Origin of the sequence: Acinetobacter sp. ABJ_C5_2, assembly GCF_044538485.1 — a bacterium.
Lineage (GTDB): Bacteria > Pseudomonadota > Gammaproteobacteria > Pseudomonadales > Moraxellaceae > Acinetobacter > Acinetobacter nosocomialis_A.
Genome location: NZ_JBIUCS010000030.1, coordinates 1 through 25,432 on the forward strand (window position 1 = coordinate 1; position 25,432 = coordinate 25,432).

Annotated in this window: 19 protein-coding genes and 1 pseudogene; 3 read left to right on the forward strand and 17 right to left on the reverse strand. The window is 36.9% G+C overall.

Annotated elements, in window-relative coordinates:
* Positions 1-375 precede the first annotated feature (375 nt).
* On the forward strand, positions 376-1,035 hold the full coding sequence (locus ACH8JV_RS16705) for an epoxyqueuosine reductase QueH (RefSeq protein ID WP_263614959.1): 660 nt from the start codon (positions 376-378) through the stop codon (positions 1,033-1,035).
* 307 nt (positions 1,036-1,342) lie between these two features.
* Here the strand turns inward: ACH8JV_RS16705 and ACH8JV_RS16710 are convergent, their stop codons facing one another.
* Positions 1,343-2,818, reverse strand: a complete 1,476-nt coding sequence (locus tag ACH8JV_RS16710; protein WP_396522602.1) for a PLP-dependent aminotransferase family protein — start codon at positions 2,816-2,818, stop codon at positions 1,343-1,345.
* Positions 2,819-2,931: 113 nt separating this feature from the next.
* Here ACH8JV_RS16710 and ACH8JV_RS16715 point away from each other — a divergent pair, with 113 nt between their 5' ends.
* Positions 2,932-3,387: a GNAT family N-acetyltransferase gene (locus tag ACH8JV_RS16715; protein ID WP_396522604.1), complete on the forward strand. Its 456-nt coding sequence runs from the start codon at positions 2,932-2,934 to the stop codon at positions 3,385-3,387.
* A 66-nt stretch (positions 3,388-3,453) separates the two neighbouring features.
* Here ACH8JV_RS16715 and ACH8JV_RS16720 read toward each other — a convergent pair.
* The 3 genes and pseudogenes from ACH8JV_RS16720 to ACH8JV_RS16730 form a co-directional block, all read right to left on the reverse strand.
* A pseudogene (locus tag ACH8JV_RS16720) lies at positions 3,454-4,610 on the reverse strand (winged helix-turn-helix domain-containing protein).
* 130 nt (positions 4,611-4,740) lie between these two features.
* On the reverse strand, positions 4,741-5,922 hold the full coding sequence (locus tag ACH8JV_RS16725) for a cyanate transporter (RefSeq protein ID WP_396522606.1): 1,182 nt from the start codon (positions 5,920-5,922) through the stop codon (positions 4,741-4,743).
* Entirely contained in the window at positions 5,922-6,404 is a 483-nt protein-coding gene (locus ACH8JV_RS16730; RefSeq protein ID WP_396522608.1) for a nucleoside deaminase, read from the reverse strand. Before ACH8JV_RS16730 ends, ACH8JV_RS16725 begins: the two co-directional genes overlap by 1 nt.
* Positions 6,405-6,673: 269 nt before the next feature.
* Here ACH8JV_RS16730 and ACH8JV_RS16735 point away from each other — a divergent pair, with 269 nt between their 5' ends.
* Positions 6,674-7,525 carry a LysR family transcriptional regulator gene (locus tag ACH8JV_RS16735; protein WP_263613414.1) on the forward strand — a complete coding sequence of 284 codons (852 nt, stop codon included), beginning with the start codon at positions 6,674-6,676 and terminating at the stop codon, positions 7,523-7,525.
* 4 nt (positions 7,526-7,529) lie between these two features.
* Here the strand turns inward: ACH8JV_RS16735 and ACH8JV_RS16740 are convergent, their stop codons facing one another.
* From ACH8JV_RS16740 to tssF, 13 genes are all read right to left on the reverse strand, one after another.
* A complete protein-coding gene (locus tag ACH8JV_RS16740; RefSeq protein ID WP_263613413.1) occupies positions 7,530-8,483 on the reverse strand; it encodes a M15 family metallopeptidase in 954 nt (317 codons plus the stop codon).
* Between the two features lie 7 nt (positions 8,484-8,490).
* A complete protein-coding gene (locus ACH8JV_RS16745; protein WP_263613412.1) occupies positions 8,491-9,093 on the reverse strand; it encodes a hypothetical protein in 603 nt (200 codons plus the stop codon).
* Between the two features lie 12 nt (positions 9,094-9,105).
* Complete coding sequence (gene icmH, locus ACH8JV_RS16750) at positions 9,106-9,912, reverse strand: type IVB secretion system protein IcmH/DotU (protein WP_263613411.1); 807 nt, start codon at positions 9,910-9,912, stop codon at positions 9,106-9,108.
* Positions 9,913-9,929: 17 nt separating this feature from the next.
* Positions 9,930-11,294 carry a type VI secretion system baseplate subunit TssK gene (gene tssK / locus ACH8JV_RS16755; protein ID WP_004702450.1) on the reverse strand — a complete coding sequence of 455 codons (1,365 nt, stop codon included), beginning with the start codon at positions 11,292-11,294 and terminating at the stop codon, positions 9,930-9,932.
* A gap of 16 nt (positions 11,295-11,310) precedes the next feature.
* Complete coding sequence (gene tssA / locus ACH8JV_RS16760) at positions 11,311-12,408, reverse strand: type VI secretion system protein TssA (protein ID WP_396522611.1); 1,098 nt, start codon at positions 12,406-12,408, stop codon at positions 11,311-11,313.
* A 21-nt stretch (positions 12,409-12,429) separates the two neighbouring features.
* Positions 12,430-15,111 carry a type VI secretion system ATPase TssH gene (gene tssH / locus ACH8JV_RS16765; RefSeq protein WP_396522613.1) on the reverse strand — a complete coding sequence of 894 codons (2,682 nt, stop codon included), beginning with the start codon at positions 15,109-15,111 and terminating at the stop codon, positions 12,430-12,432.
* Between the two features lie 217 nt (positions 15,112-15,328).
* Positions 15,329-15,592 carry a PAAR domain-containing protein gene (locus tag ACH8JV_RS16770; RefSeq protein ID WP_002048345.1) on the reverse strand — a complete coding sequence of 88 codons (264 nt, stop codon included), beginning with the start codon at positions 15,590-15,592 and terminating at the stop codon, positions 15,329-15,331.
* A gap of 16 nt (positions 15,593-15,608) precedes the next feature.
* The gene (locus ACH8JV_RS16775) at positions 15,609-16,376 is read right to left on the reverse strand and encodes an OmpA family protein (protein WP_022574836.1); all 768 of its coding nucleotides are present in this window, start codon (positions 16,374-16,376) and stop codon (positions 15,609-15,611) included.
* Between the two features lie 2 nt (positions 16,377-16,378).
* Positions 16,379-17,338, reverse strand: a complete 960-nt coding sequence (gene tagF, locus ACH8JV_RS16780) for a type VI secretion system-associated protein TagF (RefSeq protein ID WP_022574835.1) — start codon at positions 17,336-17,338, stop codon at positions 16,379-16,381.
* A gap of 37 nt (positions 17,339-17,375) precedes the next feature.
* Positions 17,376-21,215: a type VI secretion system membrane subunit TssM gene (gene tssM / locus ACH8JV_RS16785; protein ID WP_396522615.1), complete on the reverse strand. Its 3,840-nt coding sequence runs from the start codon at positions 21,213-21,215 to the stop codon at positions 17,376-17,378.
* Between the two features lie 30 nt (positions 21,216-21,245).
* Positions 21,246-22,658: a hypothetical protein gene (locus ACH8JV_RS16790; RefSeq protein ID WP_263613407.1), complete on the reverse strand. Its 1,413-nt coding sequence runs from the start codon at positions 22,656-22,658 to the stop codon at positions 21,246-21,248.
* Positions 22,655-23,653 carry a type VI secretion system baseplate subunit TssG gene (gene tssG / locus ACH8JV_RS16795; RefSeq protein ID WP_263613406.1) on the reverse strand — a complete coding sequence of 333 codons (999 nt, stop codon included), beginning with the start codon at positions 23,651-23,653 and terminating at the stop codon, positions 22,655-22,657. The genes ACH8JV_RS16790 and tssG overlap by 4 nt, the downstream gene beginning before the upstream one ends.
* Positions 23,617-25,428 carry a type VI secretion system baseplate subunit TssF gene (gene tssF, locus ACH8JV_RS16800; protein WP_396522618.1) on the reverse strand — a complete coding sequence of 604 codons (1,812 nt, stop codon included), beginning with the start codon at positions 25,426-25,428 and terminating at the stop codon, positions 23,617-23,619. The genes tssG and tssF overlap by 37 nt, the downstream gene beginning before the upstream one ends.
* Between the last annotated feature and the right edge of the window lie 4 nt (positions 25,429-25,432).

The window sequence follows — 25,432 nt, forward strand, 5'->3', positions numbered from 1 at the left end:
GTATAAATTTAATAAAAATATAAATCTAAAAAAATATTTAAATTTAAAAAATAATACTTATTTGTGACATCTATCACACTAATCTTAGTTCAAAATATAAAAAATAAATATATAAAAGACAAATAGTTACAAAACTATAAAACCATCACCCTTTTCTATCTAATTGAGCTTTTTGACACATCAAATTAGCTTTTATAATATTGCATAAATATAATGTGTTTATTATTTCATAAAATAAAAATATAGATTAATTTATGTCTGAGTTAATATAATAAAATTAATAATTAAATATTTTCATCTTAAATTGAAAAAAATTCATTCCAATATTGATTTAAACAACTTAAAATATATAAAAATATATCTTAATTTTCAATGATGACTACTCAAAGACAAAAACTTGAACTGCCATTAGGACATAATAAATTATTACTCCATTCATGTTGCGCTCCCTGTTCTGGAGAAGTAATGGAGGCATTAATTGAGTCCAATATAAACTTTTCTATATTCTTTTATAATCCCAATATCCATCCAGTGAAAGAATACCTCATTCGCAAAGAGGAAAATATCCGCTTTGCTGAAAAACATAATATTCCATTTATTGATGCAGATTACGATACAGACAATTGGTTTGCCCGTGCGAAAGGTATGGAAAATGAACCTGAACGTGGTATTCGCTGTACCATGTGTTTTGATATGCGTTTTGAACGTACTGCTTTATATGCTTATGAACATGGGTTTAGTTTAATCAGTAGTTCTTTAGGAATTTCACGATGGAAAAATATGGCTCAAATCAACGATTGCGGGATTCGTGCCGCTGCACACTATCCTGAAATCCAGTACTGGGACTATAACTGGCGTAAAAATGGTGGCTCTAGCCGTATGATCGAAATTAGTAAACGTGAAGAATTTTATCAGCAAGAATATTGTGGTTGTGTATATTCTTTACGTGATACAAATCGCTGGCGCATGAGTAATGGCCGAGATCGTATTAAACTTGGTGTTAAATTTTATAGTAATGCTATGGAAGAAGATTAAAAAAATCTCTATAGCGATTTAAAAATAAATATTTAATTATATTTATTTCGTTTTCTAAATTTTTTAACCTTAAATAAAAAGAGCCACATCTGGAGAATGTGGCTAAAAGGTGTACTTAGATGAGCTTTGATGTTTTTAGAATAATTAAGCTAGCTTAAAATAATATTAATAAATTTTTAAATTTAAAATATTTTTTTAAATTTAATTAAATTTCATAAAACTATTAAATTCCACTAAATATTTTACCCTGCGAATTAAAAATAAAATTAGCCTATATTTCATATATAAGATTGAAAAGTTTAACTATTTATTTTTTGAGGCTAAAAGCAAGTTTCTTAATATTTTCTATAATTTCTTCAGGTTGATGGGCAGCATAGCCTAACAAAACAGCAGCTTTTTTCGGCGCAAGTTGACAATATCGAGACAGAGGCTGAATCGCTAAATCCAAAGCCGAACAATGAGCAATAAACTCTTGCTCAGTCCATGCGCCTTTTAACCAGCATATAAGATGAATGCCTGAGTCTGTGGGCTGAACATTAAGTATGTCTGAAAGGTACTCATTAATCGCTTTAATTAATACCTGCTGACGCTCATAGCATGCTTTTCGAACTTTACGCACATGCCTAGCATAGTGACCTTGTTGTATAAATAGAGCTAAAGCAACCTGTTCTAAGTATGAACTTCGCACGTCTGTATAGTATTTAGCAGCACTAAAGGTTTCGATTAATGCTTCAGGTACTACCATGAACCCTAAGCGAAATTCAGGAAACATCATCTTGGTAAAAGTACCAGAGTAAATAACACGTTGCTGCTGATCTAAGCCTTGTAGGGCTTGGATGGGGCGAGTGCCATAGCGAAATTCACTATTATAATCATCTTCAAAAATCCATTTTTCTGCTTTGTTCGCCCAATTTAATAAAGCAAAACGGCGAGCCAAACTCAAAGTTCCTCCCAAAGGAAACTGATGCGAAGGTGCAGTATAAACAAGCTTACTTTTTAAATAATGATTGGTAATGTCAGAGACTTGCATCCCCTCTTCATCACTCTCGATTAAATTGACCTTAGCCCCAAAACTTCGAAAAATATTAAAGGCTGCATCATAACCCGGCTCATCTAGGCACACCTCATCATTTGCTTGAAGTAAGGCATAGGCAGTCAAATGAATAGCCTGCTGAGTCCCGTTTACAATAATGATTTGCTGTTCATTACAGTTCAGCCCACGAGTTGAACGAACATATTCGCAAATTGCCTGACGCAGTGGTAAATAGCCACGCGGGTCGTGAAATTGACCCAATTGATAATAAGATTGTCGCCAAGCTTGAGTTAATAGCTTTCCCCAAAGCTGATGCGGGAATAAATCTACGCAGCCTACCCCTACATGGAACATTTTTTTCTTTTGGCTTGACCATGACTGCTCTCGCCATGAAGCCAATAATGCTTCCATATTCGGATTTATATTTAAGGCATGAGGTTTACTTGTAGTCGTTTTTTGGGGACTTTCTTGGATATGTATGAGTTGATCTGGTACAACTTCAGCAACGTAAGTTCCTGAACTCGGTTTAGTAAATAAATATCCTTCATCAAGCAAACGCTCAAGAGCCGCCAATACGGAATTTCGTGAAATTGACATCATGTCTGCTAAAGCACGACTTGAGGGTAATTTTGTTCCGGCAGTGAGCCTTCCATCTAAAATAGCATCACGTAGAGCTGAATATAGTCCGTCTTTAATCTGGCCTTTTGGCAAAATCAAATGAGGAAAAGGCGCAGAAATTGGAGCAGCCATAACAAAACTGGTACTATAAAAAATATCAAAAGTGTACCTTATAAAAATACCACTTTCAAAACTACACTTTAGTTGTCAATTTTCCATTACTTTAAAAATAGAGTGTGCTTTTTATGCAAAAACAAGATATTCAAATTGTCCCTGTTCAGCCACAAGACTATGCACAATGGGAAAATTATTGGCTTGCCTATCAAAATTTTTACCAAGTTAGTTTGCCTCTTCATGTCACAAAAATAACTTGGGATCGTTTTTTCGATGCAAAAGAACCTATGTATTGTGCTGTTGCCAAACAAGATGAACATATTTTAGGAATTGTGCATTATGTTATTCATCGTTCAACATGGGCAGAGAATAATTACTGCTATTTAGAAGACCTCTATGTTTCACCTGAAGCCCGTGGACAACACATTGGTAAGCAACTTATCGAATATGTTCAGAAGCAAGCCATTGAACAAAACTGCAATCGTTTATATTGGCATACCCAAGAAACCAATCATACAGCTCAAAAACTCTATGACTGGATTGCACAAAAACCAGGTGTTATTGAATATCGAATGTCTTTAACCTAACAAGTAAAAACACCAAAAGCCTTAATTCTTTTGGTGTTTTATTTTTAACCCTAGAATAGTGTTTATTTACTTCTTACTGCGAATAAGCTTACTTACCTTGTCATTCACAGTTAAACATTGGTTAAATGCTGCGAAGCGTTTGAGCTCTTGATCTAACTCGAAAAAGAAATGCTCTTTATCTTTCACTGTTTTTTCTAAATGTAAGCTAATTACCTCTAACTCTTTCACACTCCGATGTGCTTTACAGTCAATTCGGCCTACTAACTCATCTTGATATAGGATCGGCAAGCAAAAATAACCAAATACGCGTTTGGCTGCTGGTACATAACATTCGATCCGATAATCAAACTCGAATAAAGAAGTTAAGCGGTCACGATGAATAAGCGAGTTATCAAAAGGCGAAAGTATTTTTAAACCAAAATCAGTCTCCACTTTTTGTTCTGTTGCAGCTACATCCACATATAAAGTTTGGCCGTCGGCAAGTTTCACCACTGATACAACACCAGCATCAACCTGCTCTTTTAGCACAACACGCATAGTTTCTTTTAAATCATTTTTCTTTAAATGAACTAATTGCTTCCATGTGAAAGCCCCATGTGCTCGAAGCGTATTATTAAATAAATACTGCGCATATTCATAGAGCGTGGGCATTCTTAAATCAATATTTTCAGGCAAGCAACGCTCAGTCAAATCATAGACTTTTTCCATGCCGTTACGCTCACAAATCATCAGATCACCCTGCATATATAACTGCTCAAAAGCACGGCGACCCGGACCTGTATTCCACCAATTCCCTAAACTTTTTTTATTTTTCTTGTCGATATCACGTAGTCGAATTTTACCTTCGGCACGAACACGCGCCAATATTTCATTCATCAGGTGTTGATCACCTCTATTAAAATATCGGCTTTCCCCATTTTTAACCGACATCATGGCAGGTAAAGCATAGCGATAATCTTCATAGGAAGATAAGACGCCGCATGGTACCAATATTCAAAAATCTGACGTTCACGAACCAAACTGTTTAAATGACTTAAATCGTACTCAGGCACTCGACTCCACAATATATGGTGATGAGCACGTTCAACGACAGAGATGGTATCAATCTGCACATATCCTAAATGTTCAATCGCCTGTAAAGTTCCATCTACTCCTGTCGCAAATGGACTATTTTTTCCTAAGCCTTGTTTAAGTAAGGCAATTTTTTTCAAAGAAGATGTCATAAAAATCAAATATTGTTGTATTCATTTAAAATCTAAAAATTTAAGTATCATCCTATCACTATTCCTTAATGTTCTTTGCATGCAAATCGTATTTCTTTAGATAGGTAATATTCTCTAATCACACCATATTTTATAGGCGAATTTTGCGATAACTTTTAGGTGCCAGCCTTACCACTAAAGCCATCACGAGCATCACACAACATAAATGAAAAATCCATCCCGCTTTATAACCACCTGTAAAATCATGTAATGCCGCTACGAACCAAGGTGGTATTGCCGCAAGTAAAAAACCACCACCTTGCATGAGTGCAGATAAAGCTCCTGCATTGCTAGGCTCTTCAAAATGGTCAAGTGCAACAATGAGTGTTAAAGCAAAACAGCCTCCCAAGCCAACGCCTAAACAAATTGCCCATAAAATAGAGGCAAGTTCAGGTACAAATGCGAGACCAGAAAACCCAGCAAATTGCATGAATAGAGTAAACCATAGCCATGGACGGCGATCTTTATACTGTCTAGCTAAAATAGGCAAAATTAGTGCCGATGCTGCTTGGCTTAAAGCAAGTAAAGCGAGCAATTTTCCACTTTGTCCACTACTCCAACCATGATCTTGAAATGAAGGTGCTAACCAAGCAACCACCGAAGAATAACCACCATTAACGAGCCCAAAGCACAGCATTAATAACCATGTTCTAGGTTTCTTAAGCAGCATCTTTACAGGTGTTCGAGGTGCATTCGAACTTACGATAGAGGGTAAAAAAATAAATGTTGAGATTAATGCCAATACAGCTGGTATAGCAAAGAAAGCCAGTCCAACAGACCATAACCCCGTTATATTGGAGACCACAGGCGCTAACCATGCGCCTAGTGCACCACCGCCCATAAGCATGGCTGAATAAAGGCCCATCATCGGACCAATATGTTGACTGAACTCTCTTTTGATAATGCCAGGAAAAGCTGCTTGTATCAGCGCGACGCCTAAACCAATTACGACTGCACTGATAATTAAACCTTCAGCTGTAGGAAATAAAAATCTAAGCACGCATCCAATACAAATAGTCAGTAAGGAGCCCAACACAACGCTACGTTCCCCAACCACGCTCTGTACGATTGGACCAACAAAGGCAATAACGCCCATCAGCATCATGGGTAATAAAGTGAGTAAAGCTATTCCTTGTAGACTTAACCCAGTTCCTGCCCGAATACTGGAGACTAATGGACCAATACTCGTCATAAAAGGTCTTAAATTAAGTCCAACCAAAGCGACTGTTACGATGAGCATAGGCCTAGCCACTAAAGCTCCTGACTGCTTCATTACTCTGAGCCTGACTTATTGGTTTGATAACTTTGCCAAAGCACATAAAGATCGGTACGGTCTTCAAACCGAACGGGTACATATTCAATTTTCATAGTCTGCTCAGCAAATGGTTTTGCAAGATCAGCATATATTTCAGCTGTAGATAAACCAAAGGGTGTTCCGTCTTCATTAGAATACGCATAGTGAACTGCTTTGATACCTGCTAAACGCATTGCAGCCATACACATTGGGCATGGATGTCCACTTGTATACACCGAGCAACCTTCTAAGTTAGCAGATCCTAAAACTTGACTAGCTGCACGAATTGCAAGTAATTCAGCATGAGCCGTTGGATCATTGGTTGTCAAAATTTGATTTACACCCGAAGCAATTACTTGGCCATCTTTTACAATCACTGCGCCAAATGGCCTGCCACCCTTTTCAATATTGTGATAAGCAAGTTCAATGGCTTGGCGTAAAAACATTTGATTTTCTTTCATCCGTTCTCCTCAACTACTTTGCACCTGCTAAAAGAAGTAACTTTTCAATTTCACGGTATTCGCTTGAACATGCATGCTGTAGCAACGATCAATTTGATCCATATAAGAAACTTAGGTATGAACAAATCTAAGTAAACTTTAAGAGCAGAACAATTTGGAACTAGAATAAGTGCACTTAAAAGTATTTGGAAATTAAATTATTTAATCGATTGTATTAAGATTATAAATACTTAAGCATTCCGTTCTTTGCCTAGTTGGTAATAATTCTTATGTTTGACCCTCGTCTTCTTCGTGCATTCGTGACTATTTTTGAAAGTGGCAGTTTTACCGCCGCTGCTGATAAGTTACACCTGACACAATCAACGATTAGTCAGCAGTTGGCACGTCTTGAAGAATCTGTTGGTCATTCTCTTATTGATCGCACATCACGACCTTTACAATTGACTGCCTCAGGTGAATATTTAATTGGTTATGCTCAAAGGATTTTGACACTTCAACAAGAAGCAGAAGCTGTTTTAAAAGATCCAGCAGGTAGTATTCCTATTCGGATTGGCTTACCAGAAGATATGATGAGTACCGCTATGGCTGAAATTTTCGGCATGTTCGCACAAGCTCATCGGTCTATTCGCTTAGATGTTACTTCTGGCCTAAGCCGTAACCTAACAGAGCGTTATCGAAATGGTGAGCTGGATATTATTATTGTAAAAGAACCAGCTGCTAGTGCTGATTGTTATGCATCTTTTCCAGAAGAAATGGCGTGGTTTGAAAGTGAAAATACAACTACACCTATGTCCGATCCTATTCGTTTAGTGACTTTCCCCCAAGGAGGACTTTATAGAGACGAAATGTTTGAGACCTTAGAACGTGAACGGAAACGTTGGTATATTGCTTTTACAGGCAGTAGTTTAGAAAGTGTTTTAGTGAGTGTTGAAACAGGTTTGGGAATATCATTACTTCCTGTAAGTACCACTAAAGAACGTCGTGTACGTAAATATAGGTCGTTAGGCGAAGCTTCACCTATGGTAGTTTCAATTTACACATGGGAAAAAGCTGGGTTGATTTCCCAGCTTGCTGATAAGATGACTACTGTATTGCACGATCGTTTCCGATCACTCTCTTAAGCTTTTAACTTATTTCATTTAAGCTTTCAGCAATTAATTTTTCCGCCATTTCCTGAGTTTTCTTCAGACCTGGCATTCTATACTCCGTATGTCCATAGTCTTGTATAGATTTCCAGCGGCCACCCCATGTCAGTCCAACTGACTCTGCAACTTGCCCATACAGTCGATACCCCTGCATAGCCCATGGATCACGTTCAGAAATAACAACTTTACCATTTCGTTTAAATGCTACATCTGCCGCTAAACCAAATTGATGGTAACTTTGATACCCTTTTGCCTTGGTTGTATTCGGGTTGCCTGCCAACATATTTTGGCGTCCTGGACTGCGATAGCCTTCAAGCAAAACAAGCTCATAACCATATTGCTCTTTCATAATTTTAAAGACCATAAGCAAACGCTGCTTATAACGTGGATTCATTTTGTCCCACTTACGATTGACCATATTGGTATCTAAAATTGAACGGCCATCAAAACTTGCTTTATCAATAGGTGAAGAATTAATCGCGCCACTGTCTTGAGAAGCATACTGCTGCTCTAATTGCGTCGCTTCAACAATTGCCGCTTCAATCAGACCTTCATCAACTTCAGGCGGTGGTGATAAGATTTCTCCATTTAATAACGCGTAAATTTGCGGGTCAGTTTTTTTCAAATATTCGGCTTCAATCCGAGTTGAGCTAATCGGGCGAGTAAAAGCAAAAACTAAAATACTGGCAAATAAGAAAAATCCTGCAATTACAATCCACCATTGTTGCAAATGCCAATGAGATTGTAATTTTTCAGGTGCAGCTGCCTGATTCATAGTTTGGGCAAATTGCCTGACCTGATTCAGTTGCCGACGTCCCTGAGGTAATAACGATAGAACAAATGTTCTACCCTTACTTCTGAGTTCATAAGACATTAAAAAAGCCAGCCCTATAGCAAGGCAGGCAAAACAAAAGAAAATTAGAAAAATCATCATGAATTTACTAATTCACCGCAAACGGACTGCGAGTCACTTTGATATCAACCGATGCTTTTGGTGCTTCCACCTCAGCTTCTGGCTCAGCTGGAGCTTTCTTAACTTCCGCAGGTTTAGCTTGAACTACCTTAGGTTGAGCGATAGGTTTTTGCTGAGCTGGCTGTATGGGGTGAGTGGGTTTAGCCACAACTTGTTGCTTAGGTGCTACCCGTTCCCCTGTTAGCTGGGCATCAAAAGGTGAAACACGTTGCTGAGTTGCTGGAGCTGTATTTTTATGAGGAGCTGGTTTAAAAATACCACTCAGTTCATTTTCTTTAGGTTGCTCAAAACCCTCATGGCTCATTGGATCTGCTTGCTCTTGCTGATCAGCTGCAACTTGCCCATGTGCAGAGGAGTTCGTCATTAATACTTGATCATGTTCCTGATCTTGATTTGACTTATTCTCAACAGTTGTAGGATCTGACGAATACGGTTGAGACAAGAACAGGAACAGTGAGATGCTTACAAACACCCCGGCAATAATACCAATGATGATATAGATTACTGGTGATCTCGACTTTTTTTTATTCGATTGCAAAACTCGAATAGAAGTTGGTTTTTCCTGAGCCATTTCGTTCCATCATCAAGGTAAATAAATTGTAATATGTGCCTGCTCTTGTGGGGCAGAAATCACATTTTGATAGGTAGATAATGCTTTATCATTTTGATTATTGAGCATAAATCTTAAACCCGCGAAGGTAAGCAATGCAAAAATCAACAAGAAAATCAAAATCCAGAAAAAAGGTAATTCGCGATGAATAATATTTCGTATCTGATCGGGAATTGCCGAGAACGGCGAAAAAGCAACTTTTTTACCTTTTAAGTAATCAATTTCGTCACCTACTCGCGCAACCAAATGATTCAGACTTTCAATAGACTCAATCCGATATTTACCCTGAAAACCCAATAATAGGCAGTAATGAAATACTTCAAGAGCCGCTAAACGATCTTTTCCACGGCTTCGCAGCTGTTCTAATATTTCAAAGAACTGATAACCCGCCAATTGAGAACCAAATAAGCTCAATTGCAAAGGACTAATTAACCAAGCATTTTGCAAATTAAAATAGCTCGGGTCTTGTTGGGTCACGATTGTTTCATCAAGCAGCGCACAAAATGCATATTTAGCATCATGAATATCATCTGCTGAAAACTGCAACTTTTTAGCTTGTTGCTCAAACCGATTAAGCAAATCTAAAATTTTTTCACGAAACCGCTGTGGGTCAGCTGGTACATACTGATTTCGAATCAAAAAGATTAAATAAAAACCATCGTGCAATAAATCGATCAAATTAATCGCCTGAAGTTTTGCTTGGGACTGACTATTATTGTTTCCTCCAGTCCCGATTTGCCCGTCATCAAATAAAGAAGGAGCACCTGTAGATTGTGACATTTTTCTCTCCTTTATCTTTAAGCGTTCATGACCGCAATCAGCTCAATACTGATATCTTGGAAGCCAGCTGGAACGTAAATACAAATCGTCTCTGAATCTAGCATGCGCTGATAGAGTTCATGATGCGGTTCGATTTCGAAATAACTCACGCCAGAACGTACTGGAATAGCCGTTGGAACTTGAATTAAGTGGTGTAATGGAATGGCCGGCAATGCTGCAACAACACGCTGCTCAACATCCAGCGTACTACCGATTTTAAATCGTAGAGGTACAATCTGAATCAATTCATGAGTCTGCATTGCACTACTTGATACGGCTATATAAAGTCTAGTGTCACGAGTAATCTTATCTGTCTCAAGACTTCCCACCCAATATGAAGGTCGAATTTCTTTAAGTGCAATACTGATATAACGACTAGAAATAATAGTGTCTAATAAATCACGCAAAATGGTGTCGAGCTGAGTAAAGCTTTCTTGCAAATTGTGATGTTTATATGCAGGTAACTGATCAACTTCATAAGCTGTCGAAAATGTTAATAATGAACCTGCTAAACGCAATAATTCAAAAAACAATCGTTCTGGATGAATTTGCGGATATTGTAAGAAATGGTTCAGACCAGCATGGGCAGTATTTAAAGCATTAACCAACCAAAACGAAACGATATCACCTGAACGGAATTCAATTAATTTCTGTTCATTTTCACGATTGTTGGTTTGAATGGTTTTAATTTTCGCCTTAATAACATTCAATGTTCTTTTTAAATTCGAAACCAATGTCTCAGATGCATCGACATGCAAAATAGGTGGAATAAATTTGCGATCAATTTCAAAAGCACCTGAACTCTGACGTTTGATTTTACCTATTGGCAAATAGAGGAAACCATCCAGATTATGATCAGGATTGCTGTTTGCATCTAATAATTTAAACACAGCTCGACGGCGTAACAAGCTGATATCTGCTTCTGTCGCATTTGTGAAAAGATCATGAGTCTCCACAAGATGCGATTGGTAACGTCCCTTCTGTGACTGGTTTTGATCGATTAAATTTTGTTTATTGGCTTGTAGTAGTGGTAATGCCAAATAAATGACCATCTCACCACGCAAATTAAGCTCATCAAGCAAAATTGGTTCAGGTAATAAGTCATAAGCCGGTGCTTGGTATATTTCACCGTCTTGCCAAATCATTTCTACCGACTCAAGCGCAAGAATATGTGTACTAAGCTGTGCTTCATCAAAACTAAGTTTTTGAACACCATATGAAAATGGCACAACAGCACGAACGGTGTGATTTAAGCGTTGTTCATGATAAGTATCTTGAATTTGGAAATGTTGAGGTCTTAAAAATAAACCTTCGCCCCACAGGACTTTTTCAGCTTTAAACATATGTCTTTACCAATCTTTATTCGTATTCATTTTTAGGCTGTACACCTAACATTTCCTGAACCATTTGTAATGGATTTTCATCTTTAATGACTTGTGCCAACCATTCATGTAATGGCATTTGACTCCATTTAATGGTCTTTTGAAGCATATAACTCACAGGACTATGTGGCTCATTGGCCTGAAAATAATCGGCTATTTCTTGTAGCACTTTCATTGCTTGCTCACGGTTAGCCAAGTGAGTTTGTGCTTGAGGCTGAAACATAGGCTGTTCTGATACGATTTGTTGTACAGGCACTTGATTTTCCATAGATGGAGTCGTGATAACAGCAGCCTGTTCTTGGGTTTGGGCAAGCCCAGTACCAAAAGCCTCTGCTTTATAAATCTTGCGTAAAGTGCTGTGAATTGTTTCAAATGCAGAATCAATTGCAGCAAAACTTGGTGAATCTAATCCCATTAAGTGATCAAGCGTCTGTTTTAAGACATTCCACTCAGTTAAAACTGAAGTAAATTCTTGATAATTTGAATATTGAAAGGTTTTAGACGTATTAAAGATCGCTTGATCAAATTGTTCCAATTCAGATGGGCCTGATTGGCTGTCATAATCTTCAGTTTGCTTACGACGAATGTTCTCGTGATATAGAAAATTATCGTAATCAAGCAAATTGTAATAAGGCACTGCGCTAGTTAAAGACACTTTCTTCAACAAACCAGGCAACTGATTAATTAAACCTTGTAATAAACCAATGCGTTGGTCCAAATCATCATCTTCAATAATCGGATGAATATCCTGCCAGTATTGGTTCAGCATGGTATGGGTTAATGTTAAACCCTTTACCATACCTTCAAAACCATTTAGATGAGTCCAGGCTTCTATTAACCATGTTAATAGACGGATATCTTTGGTTTTTTCTGTGAGCAAAGTGCTTACACTCTTTGCAACAAAATCCCAATCTGCCTGTTTCCGCTCAGCAACCCAATCCCCCTGATCTAATAGTAGATCATCCTCTGTTCTTGCTTTCTTTATTTCGTGAAATTCATTAGAAAATGAATAATCCTCACCACAAAGTAAGCTGTCATGAATGGGTTTAAGTAGTTCAGAAATATCAATACTCATCTAATTTTGGCTCTATTAATTTTAAACTTCTGATTTCAACTTTTTACTAGTCCGTTTTTTAGCGGGCTTCGCCACCGGATCTAATAAATATTGGATTTCATCATCTTTCGCATCAATCATGATCACTTTCGGCAATTTTTGATCTGCTAACGCCACTAAAATTTCAGTTGCCAAAGCAGGTAAAACTGTCGAATTTAAGATGTTATCGACATTACGGGCGCCACTATCCACTTCAGTACAACGGCTGAGTAGCAACTCGACCAAGTCATCTGAATATTGGACTTCTGTTCCATATTGTTTTTCAATTCGAGCGGTAATTTTGCCCAATTTATGTTTAATAATTCGAACCAATAAATCGTCATGCAACGGGAAATATGGCACAACTCTCATACGCCCTAAAAAGGCTGGTTTAAATTGTTTATATAAACTTGGTTTTAAATGTTCGATTAATTCTTCTGCTGTAGGCCACTCTTCAACAGGCTGATTTAAACACGCCTGCATAATTGCACTAGAACCTGCATTTGAAGTTAATAAAATTGTCGTGTTTTTAAAATCAATAACGCGACCTTCACCATCTTCTAAAGTACCTTTATCAAATACTTGGTAGAACAGCTCTTGTACATCACTATGTGCTTTTTCAATTTCGTCGAGTAGTACAACACTATAAGGATTACGGCGCACTGCTTCGGTTAACACACCGCCTTGACCATAACCCACATATCCTGGAGGTGCACCTTTAAGTGAAGATACCGTATGCGCTTCTTGATATTCAGACATATTAATCGTGATTAAATGCTGCTCACCGCCATACAGCTCATTTGCTAAGGTGATTGCAGTTTCAGTTTTACCTACCCCGCTAGGTCCAACTAAAAGGAATACACCTTGAGGTTTATTCGGATCTTCTAATTTAGCTTTCGATGTTTTAATGCCTTGAACCAATTGTGTAAGTGCATAATCTTGGCCCATTACACGCTCGCCCAATTTATCTTCAAGCGTTAAGATTTGCTTAATTTCATCATTTACCATTTTCCCAACAGGAATACCGGTCCAATCAGAAATAATTTCATTAATAATTTGAGAATTTACGCGCTCAAAAACTAATGGCTGTTGGCCTTGAAGATCAGCAAGGTCTTTGCGCATTAAATTAATCTGATCATAAGCTTCAGACTCATTAGAATGACTCTGCGCTTCTAATTCCTGAATTTTACGAACTAGCTCTAATTCTTTTTGCCATTGTTCCTGAGTCTCTTGAATCTCATTTTGTAAAGACTCTAAATGATTTTTCAGGTTCTCTAATCGTTCATGATGTATTGGAATCTGACGATGTTCATTTTCCAAAATCTGTTGCTCAAGCTTTAAGTTATGTTCTTGTGCCTTCAATTGATCAAGTTTGACTGGCTGTGCATTTTGGGTCAAGGCTACGCGTGCTGCCGCAGTATCAAGAACACTCACTGCTTTATCCGGTAGTTGACGACCACTGATATAACGATGTGAAGCATGTACGGCTGTTATAATTGCTTCATCATCAATTTGTAAATTAAAGTGCTTCTGCATCACTGGAATCATTGCACGTAGCATATCAACAGCAACTTCTTCGGTCGGCTCTTCAACCTTTACTACCTGAAAACGACGGCTTAAGGCAGCATCTTTTTCAAAATATTGTTTATATTCAGCCCATGTTGTTGCAGCAATCGTTCGTAGCTCACCACGTGCAAGAGCAGGTTTTAAAAGGTTAGCAGCATCGTTTTGTCCTGCTTGGCCACCTGCACCAATAAGCGTGTGTGCTTCATCAATAAATAAAATAATAGGGTGAGCCGAAGCCTGAACTTCTTGAATCACTTGTTTTAAACGGTTTTCAAACTCACCTTTAACACTTGCACCTGCTTGTAAAAGGCCCATATCCAAAACATGCAAATGTACATTTTTTAAAGCTTCAGGCACTAAACCTTGAGCAATTTTTAAAGCTAGTCCTTCAACTACAGCTGTTTTACCTACACCTGGTTCGCCAGTTAAGATCGGGTTGTTTTGGCGTCTACGCATTAAAATATCGAGCATTAAACGAATTTCAAATTCGCGCCCAATAACAGGATCAATTCCACCATGCTTCGCTTTTTCAGTTAAATTAATCGTATATTGATCTAAAGCTGGTGTTTTTTGAGTTTTTACATTTGGAGTAGCGACTTGTTCTAGCTCATCTTCTTGTGAAGAGGTTTTAGTTTCTTCTTGTTGTTCTACGCTCTTTTCACAAATCTCAAGAAACTTATGTTTCATTGAATCTATAGGTAAAAGATCAAATAAACTCGAAGCTCTTGTTGCAATTTGATATAAATCTGGTGCAGTTAATAATGCAACCAATAAATGACCACTACGAATAACAGGGTTTTGTTCTGCTGAAGCCAGTAACCAAGCTTGCTCAAATAAACGCACAATTGATTTGGCAAAAATTGGAGTCCGTGTATTCCCTTTTGGTAATTGAGAGATTGTCTCTTTTAAATCATCTGCCAAAGCGTCAGCTGAGATTTTATATTTTTTTAATAAAATTTTTAAATCATTTTCTAAAGGCTGATTAAGTAGCTCTAAAAATAAATGTTCAATTTCAATTTCGTAGTTTTGCTGAAGAACACAAGCATTAGCTGATTTTTCTAAAGCAGTGCGCGCAACTGTAGAAAGTTTTGTAATTAAAATTTTTAAACTACTCATCATTACTCTCAATATTTTTAAATAATTTAATACTTAAAATCATAATGCCCGTATATTACCAAAATTTAGCTTTATCCGACAAATAACCTAGCATCATAATCATTAATATGATTTGTTCGATTTCTTATCTCTATATAAAAAATCTAATATCATTAAGAACATTTAATTAGTAAATATATCTTTTCAAGTTAATAGTTTAAGTGAAAAGATATATCCTCTGCTATCCTTGATTAACCAAGCTTTGTTTCGGTAATAATTTACAACCACAAGATAATGAATCATTTACTCTTGCTGCTGATTTTCCCATGACCTGCATATTTGGATCTCCAGAAACAATCGTAGAAACCGTTTTATGCGCCGGACAAGTTGCTTTATCACCTACACATGCAATTGCAATTCCATCTATTAAAAATGCACTATTACCAGAAATGACTTGCCCTCCACCTGTCGTTGGGCAACCAATCGTAATATAAGGGCTAGCCATATTCTTCTCCTTATGTTTATAAAACGGTGAACTCAATTCGACGGTTTTTCTTTCTTCCTTCTGGAGAGGTATTATCCGCTACAGGTTTAGTCGAACCTAATCCTTCTGCAGATAAATGATCAGCAGGAATGTTTTTACTCACCAAATAATTTTTAACTGCTAATGCACGGTCTTGACTGAGTTTTAAGTTTTTAGTCGCATCTCCAGAACTATCGGTATGTCCTACAATTTTGACTTTTTTACCGCCAACTTTATTTAAAGCAACCGCCATTTCATCTAGAATTTTTTGGCCAGCATCTGTGAGCACGGCACTACCAGATTCAAATTCAATAATTCGATTTTTTAAAGCATCATCAATGACTTTCTGCTCTGCCTGATTTACAGAAAGCTGTGAAAATAATTGATATGGTGGCTGTACTAAACCTTGAAATATCTGAATAGTTGGCTGTATTTCTGTAGGATTTAGCATTTTTCCAGTCAGTTCAAATCGCGTGCCGTTAACACTTAACTTGCCCTGAGAAACTTTTTTAAGATCTGGTGTAATCACTCGCGTTACAGAGTCACTCCAGCCATTTGGAGCTGCTACTGGTCGAACTTGTATTTTATCTACCACTTGGTCTGCACCATAAACAGACTGCATTTTCATTAAAATGGCCTGTTTACTCGCTTCATTTGGCACGACACCTTCAACAACAATTGGCTGTGCTAAAGCATAATTTGCAATCGCATAAATAAAACAGCCTTTTATTAATTGTGAAAGTTTAATTTGATATTTTTGATTCATTGTTATTCACCCAAAAAAGTCTGTCTAAATAGTTTTAAACCTTGATTTAAACTTAATTGGCGTTGGCATAAAGATTGTTCTAGCGTAGCTAAACCAGCATTTTGTTCCAAATAAGTATCAATCCATTGAGCTTCTATTAAAGAAACCCAATGTTTACTATCCATATTCTGAGTAAAAATATCGCTAAGAGCTAAAATATCTGCACCCTGAAAACCGAAGAATAATACTGGCTGCTCTCGGTGTAACAATCCAATCAAGACTTCAGTATTATGTTGTTTTAAAAAACGACAAATGATACTGACCCAGAATGCTGCTATTTCATAACAATAAGCAGGATTGTTAATCGGCAAAATCAACACTTTATTTAAGCGACTAGTCCCATTTTGTAAAATTGGCTGTAGTAATAATCCCAGCCCAATCATACTTTGAGCTAATTCATAAATACTCAGCTTCATTAATTGAGCAAATGAATGCATTGTATGATTTTCATAAAAACCGATACATTCACGTTCAGATAAGACTTGAATTTGATTTGGTAAATGATTGAGCTTACCAAATAACAAGTCAGAATCTTTAATACCTCTTAAAGCACGATTATTTTGAAATAAATCGACTAAAACATGCTTATAACTATAAGGTGCATATAATAAATTTTCGTATGGTAAATCAATCTCAAGTAAATGACTGAGTACCATTGGAAAAGCTCGACCTGAACTGTCTTCGCTCGCCAGTAAATTTGCAGCTAAAAACATATTCTCTTGTGGATTTGCAATAAAGAAGTCCAATGGAGGCAACGTACCATATGCCTCTTTGAACGTAGTCGATTGCATTGCATATTCCAGCGCTTCTGTAATCCACTGGTCAAGCACCTGTATTAAGGCATATTGACCCTTTGTTTTTAAGAAATCACCGCGTGCCGGACTTTTCCCATAATACAGAGGAGTTGTTTTTAATGTATGCATTAGACCTCCTCCTTTAATGTTGAGGTTATTTTCCCTGTCATGGCTTAACTCCCGCAGCTGGTTGAGTTGCAGCAGGTTGTGTTAATGCAGCAATTGGATTTGCAGGTTTCGCAGGAGCAGCTGCCTGAGCTGGTGCTTGCTGCGCCGATACAACACGGGCAGCTTTATCAGCAGTAACTTTGTCAACCAATTGCATACCAGAGTAACCGCGACTTGAACCAATACTGCCTGAGTTACTACTAATAAGACGGAAGTTCATTTTCACAAACAATGATGGATCCGTCTTACTGCGCCAAAGCATTTCGAAACCACCGTTCTGCTCTTTACGCTGTGCACTATCAATCAAGCGGTTAATGCCATATTCACCTGGTTCATCAAAAATCGTATGCGTTTGACCTTGTAAATCTACAGCCGTAATACGTGCACCAGGAATGCTGCCTTGATTTGGCCAAATAAAGTTAACCCATTGCTGTACACCATTTTCATAAGTCATACGCTGACCATCAATGTCAACGGTATATGAAAGCAATTGCGGGTTTTGAATTGGGTAGAACTGGAAGTTAGACTGATTCGTTGCTGGAGCCGCTGGTGCTTGACTATTTAATTCCCCAGTTGCCATACCATTTGTAGGTGCAACATAGCGCTGGAAATTCATCACAAATTGCGGGTTTAAACTAATACCCAAATCTTTCCATGTTTTTGAAGTTAAGGTATAGCCACGACGAATAACAAATGGGTCTAAGCTCTCTTTAACAAAACGGGAAATGCTACCGTTTTCACCAAGAATTTGACCAATTTCACTACTTGTTGCTTGTAAAGAAGCGGATGAGTTAAATGGATATTTCTTAGCAAGATTTGTAGTAAATGGCTGGTACGCTTGCATAACCCAAAGTTTATTAATTTCATCTTGGGTAGGCGTAATTAAACTTTCAAAGGCTTGTGTAAGAGGACTCACCACTAATTTTTGTAAAAGTTGCTGATCAATTTCACTGAAACCAACCGCCATTTTTTCATCTACAATTTTTTGAGTCTGATTAAATACCGATGTCTGCTCATTTAGGGTTTGCTTAACCAATGTCATTGCACTTGGTCCAACCTCACCCGCATTTTTAAGTTCATTAAACTTACTACGTACCAAAGCAAGATTCGTCATATATTCATCAAGTAAAGATTTACCTTGTTGATCATCACGCTTACGAACCAACTGATAGAACATTTGATATTCTTGAGAAATAGCACCTTGAGCATTAGTAGCTGCTTGATTTGCTAATTGTTTATCATCACGGTTTAAGACTTTACGTTTAAACCAAGCAACAAATCCTTTTTGAGGAGCAGCTAACTCTGCTTGAACAACTGGATTGTCCCAATTTGTTTCAATAGCTACACGTTCAATAAGAGTACGAATTGGTGAATTTTGTGGCTCACCTAATACATCAATATTTTTGACTTGCTGAGCAAATTGATTTGCTTTTGCATAGTGAATACCACTTAAGAATTTTCTCCATTCAGCGATATATTCTTGTTTATAAAGTGCTGTGAGCTGCTTTCTAATTTGCTCTGGGCTACCCGAGAAAGTTAAGTCATCAGATTGACGACTATTTAACACCCAGTCTTTACTATCTGTAGGCTTATCTGCTGCTTCCTCAATGGCTTTTTCTACATAGTCATTCCAAGCTTTTTGAGTAAATACACCTGGTAATGCATAGCTGCCCAATACAACATTTTTATTTGCCTCACCAACAATTTGACTTACTGTCAAAGCTGGGAAGCGAACAGCAGCACGCATTTTAATTTCGTTATAAACACGGTCACGTGCTGGCATACCTCTAATCACAGAGAGCAATACTTGACGTGTCTGATCAACTAATTGAGAGTCAGCATCCAAAATCGGGAATTGCTTGTCATTTGCTAATGTCATTGCATACGACAAAATCTGTTCAGCTTCCTGAATCATATCTGCACGTGGCATTTGCCCTTTATTGGCATCCAGCCAAGAACGCCAGAAACGCGTTACCTGATCGCTTAAGTGACTTGCATCCATATATTGTGGATTACTCATCATCAAATATGCTTTTAACGCATTATAAGCATCTTGTGGATTGGTATCTGACGGTTCTAAATATTGCTGAGTTTGAGCAGTTTGCTTAATCTCAACGTTGGTATGATTTGCTTTTAAAGTCGCTTCGTTATTTTTTACACGTTGCAAATACTGAGCAATATTTTGCTGAGTAGGTGTTAAGACAATTTGTTTAACGCCTTTTAAATATTCAGCTTTTAATTTTTCACGTAACTCATTGCCTTGATATAAACCAAAACTAAATTTTAGAGGTCTATTTTCATCAAACTCGTCTAATTGCTGTAGACGTCTTTGTAAAATCAGTAGGGCTTCCAATTGAGTTGATAATTGTTGGCTTGAACCCTTCTCTAACTGAACAACTTTATTTAAATCAGCTTGAACTTCAGAAATAAGCTGTTGGTTATTGCGATATGACCAAACCCATACACCCAGAATAATTGAAACACCCGCTAAAGCACCGATAAATGCAATGTAGCGTTGACGTTTTCTGCTTGTATTAACATGCTGTTTAACTAAATCTTTATCTTTTAAAATGACTTCTGAAAATAGGCCTTTTAAGAAATAACCATGGTTAGGTGTTGTTTTTAATTGATCTCTTACTTCATTTTGTGCAATTTGAGAAAGCTGAAACTCTTGTGCAATTTGCTCAGTCATTGGACTTTCTATTACACCTTCTTGCAAGGCACTTGTGAAATAGAAACCACGGAAAACTGGCTGGAACTGGTAAGGATTGTCTTCAAATAGTGTAGCAATAAAACTTTTGAGTGCAGGTTTTAATGTTTTAAATTCTAATGGAAAAGTCATCACACTCGGTGAGATATTTTGAGAATGTCGACGACTAAGGTGAGTCGAACTTACCCCTTTTAAGCCGTCATAAAGAATAGTGTAATGTTTCTCAAAAAGATCTACCGCATTATGAGAAGAGTTTTGCTCATATGGTAATGTTGCACCCCATGCCTGATTATATTCTTGTACTTCATAGAATTCGAAAAACTCGGTAAAACCCGCAATCAAATCCATTTTTGAAAAGACTAAATAAACAGGTACTACAACTTCTAAACGTTCAGTTAAATCTTGAATACGAGCACGTAAATTTTTAGCAAGCTTCAATGAATGTTCAGGGCTTTGGCTCACCAGCTCAGCAATACTTACAATAAGAATTAACCCATTTACCGGAGCTTTAGAACGGTTTTTCTTTAATATATTTAAAAAACCTAACCACTCTGAATGATCTTCGCTATATACCGAATAACGACCAGCCGTATCTAATAAAATACCCTCTGTAGAAAAGAACCAGTCACAATTACGGGTACCACTTAAACCAGCCGAAACCATTTTTTGATGGGTTTCTTCAAAAGGGAACTTTAAACCAGAATTATAGATCGCAGAACTTTTACCAGCGGCTGGGTTACCAATAACCATATACCACGGCAATTCATATAGTGCTGCATTACCCTTCTTATCGCCTAATTTTGACTTACGAATCAATTGAATAGATTCTTTCATTTGTTGGCTGATAAGTTGCAGCTCTTCTTTATCTTTATTTTTGCCGTACTCTGCTTGAGTATCTTTTTCAATCGCTTCAGCAAGCTCTTCACCTTGAACCGCATGCTTCTTGCGCTGAATTAGCCAATAAATTCCATAAACGATGAGCCCTAAAGCATATGCAGATGCTAAAGCCCAAAATATATGGCGAGGAATTGAAGTATAGGAAGACATCAATGCCACGAACAATGACAAGGCGATAATTGCTTTAGGATTCGTGATGTACTGCCACAAGTAGCCTAAAATTGTATGCATTCTATTCTCGTTCTAAGTTCAAAGTTTAAATTAGCTATTCAACACCATCGCATCATCTTCTGAATTTTCAGTGACACTCTGCACAAAGGTATGTGCTGACACCGTATTTTCTCCAAAGACAAAAGGAACGATATGTTCAGGAAAATGCATACTGAGCATAAAGCCATAAATATCAACTAAATGCTGGGTATGCCCCAATGAAGATTTCACATAAATAAAGTGATGTGGTTCAACAGAAGTTTGTGTAAATTGCTGCTGCAAATGCTTCGCTGCTTTTATATCTGTCTGGTCTGAAAGAATAAGTACATATGGCTCTTCCCCTGCGTACTGCGGTAATTCATTTAAGTTCAGCGTATTAAGAACTTTTGCTGTTTTTTCTTGACCAATCACAATTTTTAAATTTTTAGCGGGTTCAAGTTCTTCAATTTTTAAAGAGGGATCTGCAATAAGGCAGCTTGCCGCGAACTCCGCCGGAATATAGTCCTTAACCATCCAAGACTTTTCATCAATCAGGTCTTGATCTATTTCTGAATCAACAGCAAGCACGAGAAAAACTTCATGCTCTTTCTTTTGAATACGTTTTAATAAATGAATAAATTCTTGATAAGCCACACGCTCTCCCAAAAAGTGATATTCGATATGAACTTTTTGGGAAATAATGCCAACTTCAGTAAAGAATTCTAAAATCAAATCATTACTTTGCTCATCATTCCATATATGCAATAAATCCTCTGGAAGAAGAATGTGTAAATTCAGTCGATTTAAACGATGTACTTCAACTACAGGTGTTTCTGTATCTTCATATTCAGAATTTGGGTCAACCCATGCAGGATGCATGTGATATTCACGGATCTGATGAGATTCATAAAATAAAATTGAACGCTTTAAATGTTCAGCCAAGTGATACAAATTCTCTATGTTTTGTTCTAATTGCTGTCTTATTAAAGACATAATACGAACTTGTCTTGGTGAAGCTGCGTATTGAAAATCCTCTTCACTCGACTCAGCTAAATCTTTAATTCGATAAGATAAAAGAGGCAATCCATAAGAATTTAACAACTCATCATCAAGTTCGGGGCTTTTAAAATCTTGTATTTCTTCAATAATCGTTTCATTCTCACCTAACGCATGTATAGCGAAAGCAGAGTAAATATGAAAATCTAGCTGTTCTAAAGGCTGATCAGGTGTAGTCTGTTGTTTTTGACTATCATCATCTTGACTTTGATTTGCAGCTTTCTCTTTCTTTTCTTTATAGCTTTTATAAGCGCTATAAATCAGCCAAGGCGATAAAATCGCCAGTGTAATGATTGCCGGTAACAAAAGAAAATAAAGGAAAAAATCTCCTTTATCAGGGTTATATTGAACATCACGCCAGTAGAAAATAATCAATCCACTAACAATTGTAAAAATAGCGATGAATGAGAGTAATATTTTTTTAATCATATTTGCTCTCCAATAAGGCTATAACATGTTTCATGGCTATGTGTACTAGGCTTGCGAGACATTAAAAAAGCACCTTGCCCTAAGCCACTTTCTTGGCTTTGAGTTAGGCGAACAGGTTGTATTTCCGACTCATCCAGTATCAATCTTAAATCGATTGATAGAGTCGGACTGCACCATGTTTCTACGATTTTTTTGAGCTTTAAACTAAGCTCTTGATGAGGTAAAAACTTTAAATATTGCTGACGCTTAAGCGGACCAATCTGAATCTCAATTTTTCCATCAATTTGTTGAATCGTTTCTCCACAAAACGTATTTATACCAAGTAAGCTAGGTTGGCTTCCGCCCAAAGTTGTTAACTGATCACTTGCTAACTTAAATGATTCTTGTATGAACTCTTTAATTGTAATGTCATGCTTAAATATACAACTCAACATTGTTTTCAAAGCATGAACGGTATTATTCTGCCCCTGCATTAAGCCTGAAAATTCGGCAAAATATTCATCTAAATCTTGTTGTTGATGTTGTGATCGAACATAACCATTTAAAGCATGCAGAATATCCAGATAATCATTTTTATTTTCTATTTCATATCGCACAGGCAAGTGATAAGTAATACTTGACTCGACATACTGACTCGTTAACTTGTGATTAAATAAACTCAGAAACTCTTTAGTTTCAGCTCGTTGCTGCCGTGGAGCCTGCTTAATTTTATTTGTATAGGTATAAGGTAACGCACCTTGTATACCAGTAAGACCAACGATCAAGTTTGTTAAATGAACACGCTCATCTACTAATTCTAAACTTTCAATTTCAGTAGCCGGAAAGTTTAAGTTAAATGAGGTCTCAAACTTAAAATGATCAGTCCACGACGAAAAAGCATCATTAGCTGGGCTATGACGCAATAACCGTGTTGCTTGAATAAATTCAAAAGATTTAGGGCGTTGAAATAACTCAGCCGTTATAGAAGAGTCTTGCCACCAACGTTCTGACTGCATTGGTATAACTCCTGCTGAGATGAATAATCCTTAACCACCAAATCAACAAAACTATTAATTTGAACCTTTAAATTAAAAACACGACTTAATAGTTGACTAAAAATATATAAGCTATGCCCTCTAAACACTGATGAATCAATTTGTAATTCAGCTTTTACCCCTCTCACAAACATTGGAAATGGTTTGCCATCTACAAGTTTATGAGTAAGTGAAAATTCTAATTTTTTAATTGATTCAATAATTAAATAATTTTCTTTTGACTGCGGTAAGTTATATAAAGCCAACAGCTCTTTAACATGAGAAACAGCATCCCCTTTCATAAGCGCTAAGCTATTTAATGAAAGATGCGAAATTACACGCCATTGCTCACTTTGACCTTGTTCAAACTTATAAGGCTTTGTTGGTCGCTTTAAAACAATGGCACGTCTAGCCAAGCTACTGTCATTTAAATTTAATACGTTATTAGACTGACCCAGTGCTTCATGAGGCAAGTCACGGTTTGAACATAATAATTTGGTGCTAATAAAATCTGAACGTGTTGAAAATGGATTTAGATTTTTAGAAATAATGGAATAGCCCATTTCAACAAAATTAGACTGTAACTTTTGATAATTCACTGAGTAAAAAAAGCGAGCTGTATCATTATGATAATGGCTCATCGCAAAAAACGGTAAAACAGGAACATAGCTTTCTTCCTGATTTGTTTTTTCACGCACCATATTCATCTCAAGTATTGAATATACTTGATAAAATTCAGGATGGTGAGCGTCTGTAACCAGTGGATATTCGAGTTGCTTATGAACTATTTTTTGAGGTTCCGCATATTTTTCAAACAAGTTGATTACTGGGGTAGTAAACAATTTAAAGTTTGCAATATTTAATTCAGAATAGTTTCTAACAACGGCTTGATCGTTTAAATTTAATTTGAAATGAATGAGAAGCTCAAATTCAGATACTTGCTGAGGTACAGTCTTTAAAAAATCTAAATCGAGTTTAAGATAGCTAAACTTTTCTGGAAAACAAAAATATTCCATCAACAAACGATAAGCATGATGCGTATGTTGATCGAGGGGTAATAAACTTTCTTGTTCAGAAAAACCTATTAACTCGAATGGATTCTTACCCAACTCTACAATCGTTTGACCATGTTTAACCGCAAAACTGGTCCCTTTTTTGAAAATACTATCAAGTACTTGTAAAGGAAAATTAGAGATAGCATCTAAATAAATAGGAAGCTTCTCATGAATTAAGCATGCATGAGCACTATTAAAAATTTCAAATTTAAGGCTCAACGTCGCATTTTGGTTTAAGTGCATATGTGCACTAGGTGTAGTTTTAAAATCTAAACCACTTAAATGAATAGGTAGTAATTTAACATCTTGAGTTGTATTAAACTCACATTGTACCCCTTTGAAACTACGAGATTTCAAAACCGTATGATCAGGTACAAGATGAGACTCTGTCAGCTGTTTAATTTTATTAATATCTTCAAAGCTAACAACTGAACAAGCAGGAAAATGACGCAAGTATTGAGGAAACATCACCTCAAATAGAGAACGAGTAAAAACATCATAACTGTCTGTAAGTTTTTTATCGATTCGAGCGGCAATCAGCGAAAAAGCCTGAATCAGACGTTCAATATGCGGGTCATCAATTTGCTCTTGATTTAAAGATAAGCGCTGAGCAATTTTTGGATATTTTTGGGCAAATTCTCGAGATTGCTGACCAAATTCTTGTAATTGTTTTTCATAAAACGGTAAAAGCTCTTCTATCACAACA

Bases quoted from the DNA above. Each gene is read 5' to 3' on its own strand.
- icmH (WP_263613411.1), bottom strand. From the start codon at position 9,912: ATGTCACAATCTACAGGTGCTCCTTCTTTATTTGATGACGGGCAAATC.
- tagF (WP_022574835.1), bottom strand. From the start codon at position 17,338: ATGCATACATTAAAAACAACTCCTCTGTATTATGGGAAAAGTCCGGCA.
- ACH8JV_RS16715 (WP_396522604.1), top strand. From the start codon at position 2,932: ATGCAAAAACAAGATATTCAAATTGTCCCTGTTCAGCCACAAGACTAT.
- ACH8JV_RS16745 (WP_263613412.1), bottom strand. From the start codon at position 9,093: ATGGCTCAGGAAAAACCAACTTCTATTCGAGTTTTGCAATCGAATAAA.
- ACH8JV_RS16710 (WP_396522602.1), bottom strand. From the start codon at position 2,818: ATGGCTGCTCCAATTTCTGCGCCTTTTCCTCATTTGATTTTGCCAAAA.
- ACH8JV_RS16735 (WP_263613414.1), top strand. From the start codon at position 6,674: ATGTTTGACCCTCGTCTTCTTCGTGCATTCGTGACTATTTTTGAAAGT.
- tssA (WP_396522611.1), bottom strand. From the start codon at position 12,408: ATGAGTATTGATATTTCTGAACTACTTAAACCCATTCATGACAGCTTA.
- ACH8JV_RS16790 (WP_263613407.1), bottom strand. From the start codon at position 22,658: ATGATTAAAAAAATATTACTCTCATTCATCGCTATTTTTACAATTGTT.
- ACH8JV_RS16705 (WP_263614959.1), top strand. From the start codon at position 376: ATGACTACTCAAAGACAAAAACTTGAACTGCCATTAGGACATAATAAA.
- tssM (WP_396522615.1), bottom strand. From the start codon at position 21,215: ATGCATACAATTTTAGGCTACTTGTGGCAGTACATCACGAATCCTAAA.
- ACH8JV_RS16730 (WP_396522608.1), bottom strand. From the start codon at position 6,404: ATGAAAGAAAATCAAATGTTTTTACGCCAAGCCATTGAACTTGCTTAT.
- tssG (WP_263613406.1), bottom strand. From the start codon at position 23,653: ATGCAGTCAGAACGTTGGTGGCAAGACTCTTCTATAACGGCTGAGTTA.
- ACH8JV_RS16775 (WP_022574836.1), bottom strand. From the start codon at position 16,376: ATGAATCAAAAATATCAAATTAAACTTTCACAATTAATAAAAGGCTGT.
- ACH8JV_RS16770 (WP_002048345.1), bottom strand. From the start codon at position 15,592: ATGGCTAGCCCTTATATTACGATTGGTTGCCCAACGACAGGTGGAGGG.
- tssK (WP_004702450.1), bottom strand. From the start codon at position 11,294: ATGTTTAAAGCTGAAAAAGTCCTGTGGGGCGAAGGTTTATTTTTAAGA.
- ACH8JV_RS16740 (WP_263613413.1), bottom strand. From the start codon at position 8,483: ATGATGATTTTTCTAATTTTCTTTTGTTTTGCCTGCCTTGCTATAGGG.
- ACH8JV_RS16725 (WP_396522606.1), bottom strand. From the start codon at position 5,922: ATGAAGCAGTCAGGAGCTTTAGTGGCTAGGCCTATGCTCATCGTAACA.
- tssH (WP_396522613.1), bottom strand. From the start codon at position 15,111: ATGATGAGTAGTTTAAAAATTTTAATTACAAAACTTTCTACAGTTGCG.